At 64.5% G+C, this 15,909-nt stretch carries 10 protein-coding genes and 1 pseudogene; 10 read left to right on the plus strand and 1 reads right to left on the minus strand.

The window, feature by feature from the left end; all coding sequences use genetic code 11:
• Positions 1-11: 11 nt before the first annotated feature.
• From ACVOLQ_RS04390 to uvrD, 6 genes and pseudogenes are all read left to right on the plus strand, one after another.
• Positions 12-3,179 (plus strand): efflux RND transporter permease subunit, encoded by a 3,168-nt coding sequence (locus tag ACVOLQ_RS04390; RefSeq protein WP_481527214.1) that lies wholly within the window; start codon positions 12-14, stop codon positions 3,177-3,179.
• A 377-nt stretch (positions 3,180-3,556) separates the two neighbouring features.
• Complete coding sequence (locus ACVOLQ_RS04395) at positions 3,557-4,174, plus strand: cation efflux transmembrane domain-containing protein (protein ID WP_481527215.1); 618 nt, start codon at positions 3,557-3,559, stop codon at positions 4,172-4,174.
• Between the two features lie 224 nt (positions 4,175-4,398).
• A complete protein-coding gene (gene rpmB, locus ACVOLQ_RS04400; RefSeq protein WP_313174156.1) occupies positions 4,399-4,635 on the plus strand; it encodes a 50S ribosomal protein L28 in 237 nt (78 codons plus the stop codon).
• A gap of 10 nt (positions 4,636-4,645) precedes the next feature.
• Positions 4,646-4,813, plus strand: a complete 168-nt coding sequence (gene rpmG, locus ACVOLQ_RS04405) for a 50S ribosomal protein L33 (protein WP_172675037.1) — start codon at positions 4,646-4,648, stop codon at positions 4,811-4,813.
• A gap of 153 nt (positions 4,814-4,966) precedes the next feature.
• Positions 4,967-6,343: an FAD/NAD(P)-binding protein gene (locus tag ACVOLQ_RS04410; protein WP_481527216.1), complete on the plus strand. Its 1,377-nt coding sequence runs from the start codon at positions 4,967-4,969 to the stop codon at positions 6,341-6,343.
• Between the two features lie 183 nt (positions 6,344-6,526).
• Positions 6,527-8,723: pseudogene (uvrD, locus tag ACVOLQ_RS04415) on the plus strand (DNA helicase II).
• Between the two features lie 105 nt (positions 8,724-8,828).
• Here the strand turns inward: uvrD and rtcR are convergent.
• The gene (rtcR, locus tag ACVOLQ_RS04420; protein WP_481527217.1) at positions 8,829-10,430 is read right to left on the minus strand and encodes an RNA repair transcriptional activator RtcR; all 1,602 of its coding nucleotides are present in this window, start codon (positions 10,428-10,430) and stop codon (positions 8,829-8,831) included.
• A 188-nt stretch (positions 10,431-10,618) separates the two neighbouring features.
• Between rtcR and ACVOLQ_RS04425 the strand changes: the two genes are divergently transcribed.
• The 4 genes from ACVOLQ_RS04425 (at position 10,619) to ACVOLQ_RS04440 (ending at position 15,696) form a co-directional block, all read left to right on the plus strand.
• Positions 10,619-12,166 carry a vWA domain-containing protein gene (locus tag ACVOLQ_RS04425; RefSeq protein WP_481527218.1) on the plus strand — a complete coding sequence of 516 codons (1,548 nt, stop codon included), beginning with the start codon at positions 10,619-10,621 and terminating at the stop codon, positions 12,164-12,166.
• A gap of 699 nt (positions 12,167-12,865) precedes the next feature.
• On the plus strand, positions 12,866-14,092 hold the full coding sequence (locus ACVOLQ_RS04430) for an RtcB family protein (RefSeq protein WP_481527219.1): 1,227 nt from the start codon (positions 12,866-12,868) through the stop codon (positions 14,090-14,092).
• 48 nt (positions 14,093-14,140) lie between these two features.
• Positions 14,141-15,157, plus strand: a complete 1,017-nt coding sequence (gene rtcA / locus ACVOLQ_RS04435) for an RNA 3'-terminal phosphate cyclase (protein WP_481527220.1) — start codon at positions 14,141-14,143, stop codon at positions 15,155-15,157.
• 50 nt (positions 15,158-15,207) lie between these two features.
• Positions 15,208-15,696, plus strand: coding sequence for a universal stress protein (locus ACVOLQ_RS04440; protein WP_481527221.1), 489 nt, complete (start codon positions 15,208-15,210; stop codon positions 15,694-15,696).
• Positions 15,697-15,909: the final 213 nt, after the last annotated feature.

The following is a 15,909-nucleotide window of genomic DNA, read 5'->3' on the forward strand; positions in this document are numbered from 1 at the left end:
AGGGTGCCGCCATGCTTGAGCGCATCATCCGCAGCGCCATCGCCCATCGCTGGATGATGATGGTGCTTACCCTGGCCTTGATCGCGATTGGCAGCTGGAGCTTCACCCGCCTGTCCATCGATGCCACGCCCGACATCACCAACGTCCAGGTGCAGATCAACACCGCCGCCGATGGCTATTCGCCATTGGAGACGGAACAGCGCATCACCTATCCAGTGGAAACGGTGATGGCCGGACTGCCGAAACTCGAACAGGTGCGTTCGCTGTCACGCTACGGCCTGTCGCAGGTGACGGTGGTGTTCAAGGACGGCACCGACCTGTACTTCGCGCGCCAGCAGGTGGCCGAACGCTTGCAGCAGGTGAAGTCGCAGCTGCCCGATGGTTTGGATCCGCAGCTGGGGCCGATTGCCACCGGCCTGGGCGAGATCTTCATGTACACCATCGACGCCGATCCCAAGGCACGCAAGCCCGATGGTTCGCCCTATACCGCCACCGACCTGCGCACTTTGCAGGACTGGGTAGTGCGCCCGCAGCTGCGCAATGTGCCCGGCGTCACCGAGGTCAACACGATCGGCGGCTACCAGCGGCAGATCCATATCACCCCGGATCCGGCCAAACTGCGGGCGCTGGGCTTCACCCTGGATGATGTTGCTGAAGCGGTGGAAGGCAACAACCAGAACATCGGTGCCGGCTATATCGAGCGCAACGGCCAGCAGTTCCTGGTGCGTGTGCCCGGGCAGGTGGCCGGGTTGGAGGAGATCGGCAACATCGTGCTGGCCCGCCGCGAAGGCGTGCCCATCCATGTGCATGACGTGGCCGACGTGGCCGAAGGGCCGGAACTGCGCAGCGGTGCCGCCACCCAGAACGGCCACGAGGTGGTGATGGGCACGGTGGTGATGCTGGTCGGCGCCAACAGCCGCGAGGTGGCACAGGCGGCCGCGGCCAAGCTGGAACAGGCGCAGCGCAGCCTGCCCGAAGGCGTCACCGTCACCGCCAGCTACGACCGCACCGCGCTGGTTGATCGCACGATCCAGACTGTCGCCAAGAACCTGCTGGAAGGCGCCTTGCTGGTGATCGTGGTGTTGTTCCTGTTGCTGGGCAACTTCCGCGCCGCGCTGATCACTGCCGCGGTGATTCCGCTGGCGATGCTGTTCACCCTGACCGGCATGGCGCGTGGCGGTGTTTCCGCCAACCTGATGAGTCTTGGTGCGTTGGACTTCGGCCTGATTGTCGATGGCGCGGTGATCATCATCGAGAACTGCCTGCGTCGCTTCGGCGAGCGCACCCACGCGCTGGGCCGGGCGATGACCCGCGAGGAACGCTTCGCCGAAACCGCCAGTGCCACCGCCGAGGTCATCCGGCCCAGTCTGTTCGGCCTGGGCATCATCACCGCGGTTTACCTGCCGATCTTCGCGCTGACCGGCGTCGAAGGAAAAATGTTCCACCCGATGGCGATCACCGTGGTGCTGGCGTTGAGCGGTGCGATGTTGCTGTCGTTGACCTTCGTGCCCGCGGCGATTGCGATGTTCCTCGGCGGTCGCGTGGAGGAAAAGGAAAACCGGCTGATGGCGTGGCTGCGTGCGCGATACGAGCCGCTGTTGGCTTGGGTGATGCGACGCGGGCGATTGGTGGTTGCCGGTGCCCTGGTGCTGGTGGTTGGCTGTGGCGTGTTGGCAACGCGGCTGGGCAGCGAGTTCGTGCCCAATCTCGACGAAGGTGACATCGCGATGCACGCTATGCGCATCCCCGGCACCAGCCTCACCCAGTCGGTGAACATGCAGAAGCAGGTGGAAGCGCGCCTGCAGCAGCTGCCGGAAGTGGACAAGGTGTTCTCCAAGATCGGCACGCCGGAAGTCGCCTCCGACCCGATGCCGCCCTCGGTCGCGGATACCTTCATCATGATGAAACCACGCAAGCAGTGGCCGGACCCACGCAAGCCGCGTGCGCAGCTGCTGGCGGAGCTGGAGGCAGCAGTGGAGGAGCTGCCGGGTAACAACTACGAGTTCACCCAGCCCATCCAGATGCGCATGAACGAGCTGATCTCGGGCGTGCGTGCCGACGTGGCGGTGATGCTGTTTGGTGATGACATGGAAACGCTGGCGCAGGTCGGTCAGCGCATTGTCGCGGTCGCCAACAAGGTGCCGGGTGCGGCCGATGTGCGGCTGGAGGAAACCAGTGGCTTGCCGTTGCTGACGGTTACGCCCAATCGTGCGGCCTTGGCGGGCTACGGGCTCAACCCGGGCCAGCTGCAGTCCACCGTTTCCACCGCGGTAGGTGGGCGTGTGGCCGGGCAGTTGTTCGAGGGTGACCGTCGTTTCGACATCGTCGTACGCCTGCCGGAAAGCATCCGCCAGGACCCGGCAGCACTGGCCGATCTGCCGGTGTCGCTGGAGCCGGCGCTGGCACAGGACAGTGCGGATGAATCCAGTCGTGCAGGTGGCTGGCGCAGCGGCGATGCACGCACGGTTCCGTTGCGCGAGTTGGCGCGGATTGAAAGCAGTGAAGGCCCGAACCAGATCAACCGCGACAACGGCAAGCGCCGCATCGTGATTACTGCCAATGTGCGTGATCGCGACCTCGGTGGCTTTGTCAGCGAGCTGCAGCAGGCCATCGACGCGCAGGTGAAGGTGCCGGCTGGTTACTGGGTGGAATACGGCGGCAGCTTCGAGCAGCTGATTTCGGCCAGCCAGCGTCTGGCGGTGGTGGTGCCGGTGACCTTGCTGCTGATCTTCGCCTTGTTGTTCTGGGCCTTCGGTTCGGCGCGTGATGCCAGCATCGTGTTCAGCGGTGTGCCCTTGGCTTTGACGGGTGGCGTGCTGGCCTTGGCGCTGCGCGGCATTCCCTTGTCGATCTCGGCCGGCGTTGGTTTCATCGCGCTGTCTGGTGTGGCGGTGCTCAATGGCCTGGTGATGATCAGCTTCATCCGTCACCTGCGCGAGCAGGGCCGCAGCCTGGATGTGGCCGTGCGCGAGGGCGCACTCGGCCGTTTGCGCCCGGTGCTGATGACTGCCTTGGTGGCATCGCTGGGCTTCGTGCCGATGGCCTTCAACGTAGGCGCGGGTTCGGAAGTGCAGCGGCCGCTGGCAACTGTCGTCATCGGTGGCATCGTCTCGTCCACGTTGCTGACCTTGCTGGTGTTGCCAGTGCTGTACCGCTGGCTGCACCGGAACGGAAAGTAGCGTCTGCTTGGCTTGAGGTTTTTGCTTTTGCTTTGGCTTTGGCTTTGGCTTGAAGCTCCTGCTTCGCTTAAAGCCCCTCTCCCGTTTACGGGAGAGGGGTTGGGGTGAGGGCAAGCTTTTCGCTGGTAAGGCCTCTGCCGAGCATGGCTCGGCACTACCGTTTTCGCCCCTCCCCCGTTCACGGGGTGAGAGGGGCAGCTTGCGAACCGCGGGTTCGCTGCCCATCGAACGCCCTTGCGCCAGCGCAAGGGCTGGGGCGCGGAGCGGGGGTTGGGGTGAGGGCAGCTCTTGCTGGTAAGGCCCCTGCCGAGCATGGCTCGGCACTACCCCGCCCACATCAGCGCGATAATCCAACAAAACATTCCTGCGGAACCCCAATGAGCGACTGCTGCGGCTGTGGCAAACCCCTGGAAGTCGAGCGCATGCAGGCGCAGCAGCGCCGCGTGCTCTACCAGGTGCTGGCAATCAACCTGATCACCTTCGTGATGATGATGCTCGCCGCCTGGCATAGCGGCTCGGCCTCGCTGCTGTCCGGCAGCCTGGATAACCTCGGCGACGCACTCACCTACGCACTCAGCCTGGCCGTGGTCGGCGCCAGCCTTGCCGCCAAGGCGCGGGTGGCCATGCTCAAGGCGGTCTTCATTCTGTGCGCGGCAATTGCGGTCGCTGCAGGCATTGCCTGGAAGCTGGCCCATCCGCATCTGCCGCTGTTCGAAAGCATGGGCATCGCCGCGCTGCTCAACCTTGCCGCCAATCTGTTCTGCCTACGCCTGCTGTGGCCATACCGGCAGGGCGACATCAACCTGGCCTCGGCCTGGGCCTGTTCGCTGAATGACGTATACGAGGGCGGCGCGGTGATCCTGGCTGCGCTGGCGGTCTGGGCCTTCGGCGCCGGCTGGCCGGATCTGCTGATCGCCGTGGCCTTGCTGCTGCTGTTCCTGCGCTCGGCCTGGAAGGTGGCCCGGGCGGCGTGGCGGGAATTGGGGGCTGCCTGAATAGGCCCAATGGCAGCCGCCAAGCCACTGATTTGCAAGCAGGCCCTGGTCTGGGCATAATACGCGGCTCGCTGTGTCCGGAATTCTCCGGATCGGTGGCCGGGAACACGTCATCTGGCCATCCTTGTCAGCGTAACCCTTTGATTCCCATGACGCGTGGCGGGTAACCGCCGGGGCCGCCGTCTTCCTGGCTAAGGAAGTCATCAACATTACCGAGGTGCGCAATGTCCCGCGTATGCCAAGTTTCCGGCAAGCGAGTGCAGACGGGTAACAACGTCTCGCACGCCAACAACAAGACCCGTCGTCGTTTCATGCCGAACCTGCACGAGCGCCGTTTCTGGGTTGCCAGCGAGAACCGCTGGGTCAAGCTTCGTGTTTCCGCGCATGCACTGCGCACCATCGACAAGAACGGTATCGATTCCGTTCTGGCTGAGCTGCGTGCCCGCGGCGAAAAGGTCTGAGGAGTAAACGATCATGGCAGGTAAGCGCGATAAGGTCCGTATGATTTCCTCGGCCGGCACTGGCCACTTCTACACGACCGACAAGAACAAGAAGAACACCCCGGGGAAGATGGAATTCCTCAAGTACGATCCGGTTGTTCGCAAGCACGTGATGTACAAGGAAGGCAAGATCAAGTAATCCCCAGGGATTGTTTGAGCTGCTGTTCCAAGCAGAACCCGCCGAAAGGCGGGTTCTGTGTTTCAGGGCTGTGAAAAAGTTCCCGCCCTGCCAGCATGAATACATGCCCGTGCAGCATCAGGCGGGGGTACTGCATCGCCTACAATCGGGCAGATGAGTGTTATTGATACCCCTGCATTGTGTGATCTGGCCATCGTTGGTGGTGGCGCCGCCGGCGTACTTGCCGCCATCGGTGTACTGCGTGGCGCAAGCCAGCCGCTGCGCCTGCTGGTGATCGAGTCGAACCTGCCGCTGGCGCAGGGCGTGGCCTATGCCACCACCCGCGAGGAGCACGTGCTGAACGTGCCGGCCGCCAAGATGAGCGGCTTTCCTGAGCAACCCGATGACTTCCTTGATTACCTGTGTGAAGTGCAGGCGTTTCCTGCGCTGTCGCGGGAACAGGTGGCTGGGCAGTTCGTGTCGCGTCGGCATTACGCCGACTACCTGCGCTTGCGCCTGCAGCAGGCGGTGGACGCCAGTCCTGCGCAATTGGAGATTCTGGCCGCGCGGGTACAGGCGCTGCAGCCCAATCAGGAAGGCGTGCTGCTGACCCTGGATTCGGGCCGGCCAGTGCAGGCTGGGCGAGTGATCCTGGCGGTGGGCAATGCGCTGCGGCCACTGCCGGCGCGCGGCGCCAGCAGTCTGGTCAGCGGCAAGCGCGTGGAGGCCTGGGATTACGCCGCGCTCGACGCCATTGCAGACAATGCCGATGTTGCGATCATTGGTTCCGGCCTGAGCATGGCCGACAGCGTGGCGACGCTGCAGGCCAACGGTCATCGCGGGCGTATCCATGTGCTGTCGCGGCATGCACTGCTGCCCTTGCCACACGCCAAGGGTGCTGCCGCTGACTACGATCCCGGGCCTTTGCTGTCGATGAGCCTGCGCCAGCGCATGCACGCATTGCGGCGTCATGCAGCCGAGGCGGCAGCCCGCGATATTCCGTGGCAGAGCGTGATGGAGCGTATCCGTCCGCTGGGTCAGCGCTTGTGGCAAAGCCTTTCATTCGACGACCAGCGCCGCTTCCTGCGGCATGTGGTGCGTTACTGGGACGTGCATCGCCACCGTATCGCCGCGCCGCTGCATGCGCAGCTGCAGGAGTTGCAGCAGGCCGGTCGCCTGCAGTTGCATCGCGGTCGCCTGGAAACCGCCGTTGCCGAAGGTGCCTGTGTGCGGCTGGGCGCGCTGGACCGCTGGCGTCAGCCGTTGCAGTTGGAAGTGCAATGCGTGGTCAACGCCACTGGCGTGGAGATGCGCGCGCAGGCGATGCGTAATCCGCTGCTGCAGCAGTTGCTGGGCAGTGGCGTGGGCCGTGCCGGCCCGCATGGAATCGGCCTGGATACAGCGGCCGACGGCAGCCTGATCGACGCCGATGGCATGGTTGAGCCGCGCGTGCAGGTGCTGGGCAGTCTGCGCATCGGCAGCCTGTGGGAAAGCCTGGCGATTCCTGAATTGCGTGGGCAGGCAGCAGCGGCGGCAAAACAAGCCCTGTAGTGCTTCTGCCCCCTCCCTTTTGCACAGCAAAGGGGAGGGTTGAGGAGGGGTTGGCTGTTGAGGGCCTTTCGCGCGCTGCCAGCTTCGCGGCTGACGCCGCTCCTACAGGGGGCTGGTAAAGCCCCTGCCGAGCATGGCTCGGCACTACAGGTAGCGTTGGCCTGCTTCCCGTAAAATGCGCGCATGGACGTCTCCCACTTGCTCGACGGGCTGAACGCAGCCCAGCGCGAGGCCGTTTCCGCGCCTCTTGGTCACCACCTGATTCTTGCCGGCGCCGGTTCCGGCAAGACGCGTGTGCTTATCCATCGCATCGCCTGGCTTACCGAAGTCTGTGGCGTGCCCGCGCACGGCATCTTCGCGGTCACCTTCACCAACAAGGCGGCCGGCGAAATGCGCCACCGCATCGACCTGCAGCTGAGCAAGGGCAGCCGCGGCATGTGGATCGGTACCTTCCACGGCCTGGCCCATCGCCTGCTGCGCCTGCACTGGGCCGATGCCAGGCTGCCCGAAGCCTTCCAGGTGATGGATTCGGACGACCAGCTGCGCATGGTCAAGCGTGTGGTCCAGCAGCTTGAGCTGGACGACAGCAAGTACCCGCCCAAGCAGGTGATGTGGTGGATCAACACGCAGAAGGACGAAGGTCGCCGTCCGCAGCACATCCAGCCCGAGCCGCACGACCAGTGGGGCGAAACCCTGCGCCAGGCCTATGCGGCCTACCAGGAGCGCTGCGACCGGGCCGGCCTGGTCGACTTCGCCGAGCTGCTGCTGCGCGCGCATGAACTGCTGCGCGACAACCCGGCGCTGCTGGCGCATTACCGCGCACGTTTCCGCGAAATCCTGGTGGACGAGTTCCAGGACACCAATGCCATCCAGTACGCCTTCGTGCGCGTGCTTGCCGGCGACAGTGCGCATGTATTCGTGGTCGGTGACGATGACCAGGCCATCTACGGCTGGCGCGGGGCCAAGGTCGAGAACGTGCAGCGCTTCCTCAAGGATTTCCCTGGCGCGCAGACCATTCGCCTGGAGCAGAACTACCGCTCCACCGCCAACATCCTTGGCGCTGCCAATGCGGTGATCGCACACAACCCAGACCGCATCGGCAAGCAGTTGTGGACCGACAGCGGCGACGGCGATCCGATCGATCTGTTCGCTGCCTACAACGAGATGGACGAGGCGCGTTACCTGGTCGAGCGTGCACGCCAATGGGTCCGCGATGGTGGCAGCTATGGCGACGTCGCCGTGCTCTACCGCAGCAACGCGCAGTCGCGTGCCTTCGAAGAAGCGCTGCTCAGCGAGCAGGTGCCGTACCGCGTGTACGGTGGCATGCGCTTCTTCGAGCGTGCTGAAATCAAGGACGCGTTGGCTTACCTGCGCCTGATGACCAATCGCAACGACGATGCGGCCTTCGAGCGTGCGGTCAACACGCCGACGCGCGGCATTGGCGAGCGCACCCTGGATGAGGTACGGCGCATCGCACGGCAGCAGGCGCTGCCATTGTGGGAAGCAGCGATGCTGGCCACGCAGGGCACGGATCTGACCTCCCGCGCGAAGAATGCGCTGGCCGGTTTCATCAACCTGGTGCAGCAGATCACCGCCGAAACCGGCGAGATGGATCTGTCCGAGCGCATCGATCACGTGCTGTCGCGTTCGGCGCTGCGTGAGCACTGGGGCAAGGAGAGTCGCAACGCGTTGGATTCGGAATCGCGCACCGACAACCTCGACGAATTGATCTCGGTGGCCTCGCGCTTTGTGCGTCGCGAAGATGATATCGAGGAAGGCGCTGAGGACATGAGCGAGCTGGTGGCGTTCCTGTCCTATGCTTCGCTGGAAGCCGGCGAAGGCCAGGCGCAGGCGGGAGAGGAAGGCGTGCAGCTGATGACGCTGCATTCGGCCAAGGGCCTGGAGTTCCCGCTGGTGTTCCTGGCCGGCATGGAGGAAGGCTTGTTTCCCAGTGCGCGTTCGCTCGAAGAAAGTGGGCGTCTGGAAGAAGAGCGCCGTCTGGCTTACGTCGGCATCACCCGCGCGCGGCAGAAGCTGGTACTGGGCTATGCCGAATCGCGCCGCATCCACGGCCAGGACAATTACAGCCTGCCGTCACGCTTCCTGCGTGAGATCCCGCGCGAGCTGCTCAACGAAGTTCGTCCCAAGGTGCAGGTCTCGCGCCCGGCCTCGCTTGGTGCAAGCCGGTCGATGGGGGGGCCACGCCAATATCGAAGCACCGCCGATCAAGCTGGGCGCGTTGGTGAATCATCCCAAGTTTGGCGAAGGCATGGTCACCGACTACGAAGGTAACGGCCAGCACGCTCGCGTGCAGGTCGAGTTCGCCGACGCCGGCAGCAAGTGGTTGGTGATGGCGTATGCGAATCTGACGGTGATCTGATCAAACAGTGAGCCACGTAGCCGCGTAGCCCGGGTAAGCGCAGCGCACCCGGGACGTGATCTGCGCATTGCCTGTGTGCGAAGGGCTGCCGAGCATGGCTCGGCACTACAGTGGGGTTGCGTGATTCCTCAGTTGCTCCCAATCCAGATCGAATTTGGCCAGGTATTTGCGCAGGCGGTCGGCGTCGTTGGTGCTGGCGCGTTGGGTGCGTGATACCGCGAACAGTTCGCGGCCAGCGGCAGACAGGGTTTTCGAACGCAGACAGACGCGCACCACTTCTTCCAGTTGCACGCGGTCGAAGCGGTCCAGCTGGTTTGCGGCATCGCCGAGCAATGCCTGCAGTGGCGATGCATCATCGCCGCCATGCCATTGCGTGCGCAGGCGGTTGATCTCTTCATCGACGCCGTCGGTCTGGATGCGTCCTGCATTTGCCAGCGTCGCCATGCGCACAACACTGGCGCCCAGATCGCGGAAGTTGCCGCGCCATGCAGCTTCGCTGCTGGTGGCGAATGTCAGATAGCGGCTACGCGCTTCGGCATTGAAGCGCACGCGCTCGTGCTGCTCGCGTGACCAGCGCTCCAGTTCGAATTCCAGGTTGGGCTCGATGTCCTCGCTGCGTTCGGCAAGGCCGGGGAGTTGGTAGGTCCATAGGTTCAGGCGTGCCAGCAGGTCCTCGCGGAAGCGGCCTAGTCGTACGTCGTGCTGCAGATCGCGGTTGGTGCCGGCAATGAGCTGGAAGTCGCTTTCCACCTCACGGTCGCTGCCTACTGGCAGGAAGCGCTTCTCTTCCAGGGCGCGCAGCAGCATGGCCTGTTCGTCGGCACCCAGTTCGCCGATCTCGTCGAGGAACAGCAGGCCCTGATGGGCCGAGCGCAGCAGGCCGGCGCGGTCGCTGCTGGCGCCGGTATAGGCGCCCTTGGTGTGGCCGAACAAGGTGCTCATCGCGCCATCGCCACGCAGGGTGGCGCAGTTCACCTCGACGAAGCGACCGGGCAGCTGGTGCTTGAGCTTCTTCAGCTCGAATACGCGCTTGGCCAGTTGGCTCTTGCCGGCGCCGGTGGGGCCGGTCAGCAGCATCGGTGCGCGCGAGCGCGTGGCCACTTTCTCGATCTGCTCGATCATCCGGTTGAACGCCGGGTTGCGGGTGGCGATGCCGCTCTTGAGCAGATCGCGGTCCTGTAGCTGCTGTTGGGCGAAGCGCTGGGCGATGTGGTCGTAGCGCGACAGGTCCAGGTCGATCACGGTGTGGCTGCCGGGGTCGCCATTGGCTTGCTTGCGCGGCGGCGAGGTCTGCAGCAGGCGGCCGGGGAAGTGCCGGCTCTCGGTCAGCAGGAACCAGCAGATCTGGGTGACGTGGGTGCCGGTGGTGATGTGGACGTAGTAGTCCTCCTCGTCCGGCTGGAAGGGATAGCTCGCGAGAAAGTCATGCAGGCGTGCGTAGACGCCTTCGAATTCCCAGGGATCGACCAGGTAGGTGTCGTGCAGGCGCAGCTCGGTGCCGGGCGATACCAATGCCAGATCTTCCTGCACCAGCTTGGCCAGCCGGCTGAAGCGGCGCTCGTCCAGCATCAGCTCGATGCGATCGGGCTGGAAGTCCTCATGCATGCCCAGAGCGACCGTGGGCCGCCATTTCTCCCAGCGGCCGGGGCCGCTGCCCGAATCGAGCTGGGTGCCGAGCATGCCGAAGATGACCTGACGCTTGGACATATCAATTCCTATAAGTAGCGCGCTAAAAGTATACGTAAAGCCGCGCTTCGGGTGCGCAAATCTTCGGTCTGAATCGAAAAATAACTTTTAAAATCAATGAATTGATTGAAGTCGGGAAAAGTTGGCACGGCCATTGCGTTGTATAGGGCCAAGAGAGCGGCGGGCAGTTCCCGCCAAGGAGACACGAAATGGCCAACGCAAACCTGTTCGCATCCTTCCGCGGCGCCCTGCTGCCGAAGGCCACGGTCCGCAACGAAGCCGGTGGATCGGCCTATGTCCGCGACCCGCGTGCGGCCTTGGCCCTGTTCGCCGCCACCGGTTGCCTGAACAGCACCTTCTACGCCAGCGCCGATGCGCAGCTGGAGCAGGTGCAGGCGCTGTGCAACGAGGTCGATGCTGGCTTCATTGCCCGCACCGCGGCCTATGCCCACGGCGTGGCGCATATGAAGGACGTGCCGGCGTTGCTGCTGGCGATGCTGAGCGTGCGTGATGGCGAGGCGTTTGCCGCTGCTTTCCCGCATGTGATCGACAACGGCCGCATGCTGCGTACCTTCGTGCAGATCATGCGTAGCGGTCGGGTGGGCCGCCGTTCGCTGGGCTCGTTGCCCAAGCGCATGCTGCGGCAGTGGCTGCAGCAGGCCTCGCCGAAGGCGATCATCCGCGCGGCGATCGGCAACCAGCCGTCGCTGGCCGATGTGATCCGCATGGTCCACCCCAAGCCGCAGGATGCCGCGCGTGAGGCGCTGTATGCCTGGGTGATCGGGCGGCCGTACGACGAGGCGCTGTTACCAGCGGAACTGCGTGCCTACGAGGCGTTCAAGCGCGAACCGCGCGGGATGCTGCCGGACCTGCCGTTCCAGTACTACAGCGCGCTGGCATTGGATGCCGCGCAGTGGTCGGTGCTGGCGCGCAACTCAAGCTGGCAGCAGCTGCGGATGAACTTGAACACCTTTGCCCGTCACGGTGTGTTCGAGGATGCGGTGATGGTTGCCGAAGTGGCAGCGAAGCTGCGTGACCCGCAGCAGATCGCCCGTTCGCGGGTGCTGCCCTACCAGCTGCTGATGGCCTACCACGCCGGTGCGGCACTGCCGCGTCCGATCCTGGACGCGCTGCAGGACGCGATGGAAGTGGCGACTGCGTCGGTGCCGGCATTGCAGGGCAAGGTGGTGGTGGCAGTGGACGTCTCCGGCTCGATGCAGTGGCCGGTGACCGGCTATCGCAAGGGAGCAAGCTCGGCGGCGCGGTGCGTCGACGTGGCGGCCTTGATCGCGGCCTGCGTGTTGCGCGGTCACCCGCAGGCGCAGGTGCTGCCGTTCGACACCGAGGTGCATCCGCAGCAGTTGAACCCGCGTGACAGCGTGATGACGCTGGCACGGCAGTTGGCGATCAATGGTGGCGGTACCTCGGTAAGTGCACCGCTGGCCTATCTCAACCGCAAGCGGGCGCAGGTGGATCTGCTGGTGCTGGTGTCGGACAACGAGAGCTGGCGTGACACCCGCGGCAGCCGTGAGACCGCAACCATGCGTGAGTGGGCTGCGCTGAAGGCGCGTTGCCCGCAGGCGCAGCTGGTCTGCATCGATCTGCAGCCGGTGGCCAGCAGCCAGACCGTTGAGCGCGAGGACGTGCTGCATATCGGCGGCTTCAGCGATGCGGCATTCGAGCTGCTGGCCAATGCCAGCCTGCCGCCGGCACAGCGCCCGCGCTGGGTGGAGCGGATCGCGGCAATGGATTTGTAAGGGCGATACGGATGTCGCCGCAGTGATGCCCGGCCGGCAATGGGGCCGGCCGGGCCTGGAGACTATTTCATGGGAGAAGGCGGATGCCGGCCTGACTACATTGGTTGTTCATTCCGGTTCGAATCCGGAGAGTCAGTCCAACCCTTGCCGTCTGCTCCCACCCCTTAATGTCGGCGTGTACGAATGCCGATGGAACTACAGCATTTGACGCTCCAGGTCGCGGGTTCGATTCCCGCCCGATGCCGCAATGCATCGGTAGCTCAGTGGATAGAGCAGGATCGCCGCCTTGCCCTCGTGGCACAGCGGTGAAACGTTCCATCATTCTTGTCGTATTCGCCGGCACCCTATTTGTATTACTTCATGCTTCGGCATGAACACGTTTCAACGTCGGCACGCACGAATGCCGAAGGAACTACAGCCTCTTAAGCTCCGGGTCGCGGGTTCGAATCCCGCCCGCTGTGGAAACGCAGCGGTAGCTCAGTCTGGTTAGAGCAGGATGTTCCTTCAAACCTCGTCGTGCAGGCCGGCACCTTTCGTAGCTGTTCCATGCGGTGAATGCAGGTGGAATTACAAAGGCAGCCCTGCGGGGTCGGGTTCGACTCCCGGCCGCAACGGCAGAAGTTACTTCTGGCGTTGCGGACACTTCCACCACTGTTTGTCACCGCACCTCTATATTTGAAGATGACAGGAAAGCCATCAATGAACGACACCAACTACAACGTCATCCAGGAGCCGGGTGCGGCACCGATCAAGCTGTGGACGCGCGGCGTGCCGCTGGAAGACGAAGCCCGCGAGCAGCTGAAGAACATCGCGCGCCTGCCCTTCATCCATCAATGGGTAGCGGTGATGCCTGACGTCCACCTGGGCAAAGGCGCAACCGTGGGCTCGGTGGTGCCGACCATCGGTGCCATCATTCCGGCGGCGGTGGGCGTGGATATCGGCTGCGGCATGATCGCCACCCGTACCACGCTGACCGCCAGTGACCTGCCCGACAACCTGTCGGCGCTGCGCAGCGCGATCGAGCGCGCAGTGCCGCACGGCCGCAGCGTGACCCGTGGCGGCCGTGACAAGGGCAGCTGGGACACCGCGCCGGAGCTGGCGGTGGAAGGCTGGTCGCAGCTTGCGGCCGACTTTGCCTTGATCTGCGAGCGTCACCCCAAGCTGAAGAACACCAACAACCTCAAGCACCTGGGAACGCTGGGTACCGGCAACCACTTCGTCGAGGTATGCCTGGATGAAGAACAGCGCGTGTGGTTCATGCTGCACTCCGGTTCGCGTGGCGTCGGCAACGCCATCGGCACCTACTTCATCGAGCTGGCCAAGCAGGAGATGCGCCGCTGGATGATCAACCTGCCGGACCAGGACCTGGCGTACCTGCCGGAAGGCAGCGCGCATTACGGCGACTACGTGTTTGCGGTGGACTGGGCGCAGCGTTTTGCCCGTATCAACCGTGAGGTGATGATGCGCAATGTGGTTGCTGCCGTGCGTACGGTGATCAGCAAGCCGTTCGAGGCCCAGGCCGAGGCGGTCAACTGCCACCACAACTACGTCAACCGCGAGCACCACTTCGGCAAGGATGTACTTGTTACCCGCAAGGGCGCGGTGAGTGCGCGCAAGGGTGAGATGGGCATCATCCCGGGCAGCATGGGCGCCAAGAGCTTCATCGTGCGCGGGCTGGGCAACGAGGACAGCTTCCACAGCTGCAGCCACGGTGCCGGCCGCGTGATGAGCCGCACCAAGGCGCGCAAGCTGATCAGCGTGGATGACCACATCAAGGCCACCGCGCACGTGGAGTGCCGCAAGGACGCCGAGGTGGTGGATGAGTCACCGGCCGCCTACAAGCCGATCGAGGCGGTGATGGAGGCGCAGCGCGATCTCGTTGAGATCATGCATACCCTGCGTCAGGTGGTGTGTGTGAAGGGATAAGGCAAGATGGCGCCCCACTGCGGTGGGGCGCCACAGGAAGGCAAGACAATGGAAATGATTGAAATCGATGGAACCCAGGGCGGCGGGCAGTTGCTGCGCTCTGCGCTGAGCTTGAGCCTGTGCACCGGGATTGGCTTCGCCATGCAGGACATCCGTGCCAAGCGCTCACGGCCGGGATTGATGCGCCAGCACCTGACTGCGGTCAACGCCGCGGCGCGGATCAGCAATGCGCAGGTGGAAGGCGCTGCCCTGGGCGCGAACACGCTGCGTTTCGTGCCGGGCATCGTGCAGGCGGGCGATTATCACTTCGCCATCGGCAGCGCAGGTTCGGCGACGCTGGTGCTGCAGACGGTGCTGCCCGCGCTATGGCAGGCGTCCGCGCCGTCACGTGTGCGGCTGGAAGGCGGTACGCACAACCCGATGGCGCCGAGTGCCGACTTCGTCAGCAGCTGCTATCTGCCGGCACTGGCGCGGATGGGCGTGCAGGCGGAACTGCAGCTGCATGTACCGGGCTTCCACCCGGCCGGTGGCGGTGTGCTCGAGGCCACGGTGCAACCCTGCCCGCAACTGCAGGCACAGGAATTCAGCGTGCGCGGACCCTTGCAGACGCTGGAAGCGCAGGTGCTGGTATCGGGCCTGCCTGCCGCCATCGGCCAGCGCGAGCTGGATGTGCTGGCCAGGCGCTTTGGGCTGGATGCCCATCCACGCCATGTGCGGGTGGTGCGGCCGGCCCTGGGGCCGGGCAACGTGGCCTCGGTGACGGTGCGGCATGACCTGCATGTCGAGCATTTCGACAGTCATGGCGAACGCGGGCTGGCTGCCGAGGACGTGGCGGGCCGGTTGGCCGAGACCGTGCAGAGCTATCTGGACGGCGGTGCCTGCGTGGGCGAGCACCTGTCGGACCAACTACTGTTGCCGATGGCGCTGGCCGGCGGTGGGCGCTTCACCACCGCCAGCCTCAGCGACCACCTGCGCAGCAATGCGCGGCTGATCGAGAAGTTCCTGCCGGTGGAGTTCGACTGGCAGCAGCGCGGACCACACTGGGAGGTATGGGTCAACGTTTGAGGGTCACGGTTTGATTTGGCGCAAGGCATGGGGGCACCATCGGGTGTGCAATGGTGTCACCCCCCCCCTTTCCTCCAAGGAGAGCTGCCAGGTCCACGCGCATCCTGCTCGCCACCGCCGGTTCCGCGCTTTCCGCCAAGGGCCTGGCCAAGGGGCTGGAGCTGGCCGCCCAACTGGGCGCGCATGTCGACATCGTCACGGTTTCCGAGCCGTGGGCGGTGGGCATGTACGACGCCATGGGCTGGAGCGCTGGCTACGAGGCCAGTCCGGAGTACAAGAAGGACCGTGAGGAAGCCGCGCAGAAGATCCTGCAACCGGCGCTGGCCGCCGCACACGCGGCCGATGTGGCGGACGTGCAGACCCACCATGTGCTGGACCGCTACGCCGCCGACGGCATCATCGACACCGCCAAGGCCTGCAACAGCGACCTGCTGGTGATGACATCGCACGGCCGGCGTGGCGTCACCCGGGTATTGCTGGGCAGCCAGACCTCCGAAGTGCTGGCCCGCAGCACGGTCCCGGTGCTGGTGATCCGCTGAGGCTTTCAGCTTCCTCCCTTTCGCGCAGCGAAGGGAGGGCTGTGGACGGGGCTCTTGGCTGGAACCGCAAAAGCCCAAAGCACAAGACCACCCCCTCCCAACCTCCCCCTTGGCTACGCCAAAGTGGAGGGGCAAAGCTTGGCCCCCTCCCTTTTGCCGAGGGCAAAGGGGAGGGCTGGGGAGGGGGCTTTCCGCTGTGTCCGCAAAAGAAAC

This window comes from Stenotrophomonas sp. STEN031, from assembly GCF_056759975.1.

Bases quoted from the DNA above. Each gene is read 5' to 3' on its own strand.
- ACVOLQ_RS04395 (WP_481527215.1), top strand. From the start codon at position 3,557: ATGAGCGACTGCTGCGGCTGTGGCAAACCCCTGGAAGTCGAGCGCATG.
- ACVOLQ_RS04390 (WP_481527214.1), top strand. From the start codon at position 12: ATGCTTGAGCGCATCATCCGCAGCGCCATCGCCCATCGCTGGATGATG.
- rtcR (WP_481527217.1), bottom strand. From the start codon at position 10,430: ATGTCCAAGCGTCAGGTCATCTTCGGCATGCTCGGCACCCAGCTCGAT.
- rpmB (WP_313174156.1), top strand. From the start codon at position 4,399: ATGTCCCGCGTATGCCAAGTTTCCGGCAAGCGAGTGCAGACGGGTAAC.
- ACVOLQ_RS04440 (WP_481527221.1), top strand. From the start codon at position 15,208: ATGGTGTCACCCCCCCCCTTTCCTCCAAGGAGAGCTGCCAGGTCCACG.
- rtcA (WP_481527220.1), top strand. From the start codon at position 14,141: ATGGAAATGATTGAAATCGATGGAACCCAGGGCGGCGGGCAGTTGCTG.
- ACVOLQ_RS04410 (WP_481527216.1), top strand. From the start codon at position 4,967: ATGAGTGTTATTGATACCCCTGCATTGTGTGATCTGGCCATCGTTGGT.
- ACVOLQ_RS04430 (WP_481527219.1), top strand. From the start codon at position 12,866: ATGAACGACACCAACTACAACGTCATCCAGGAGCCGGGTGCGGCACCG.
- ACVOLQ_RS04425 (WP_481527218.1), top strand. From the start codon at position 10,619: ATGGCCAACGCAAACCTGTTCGCATCCTTCCGCGGCGCCCTGCTGCCG.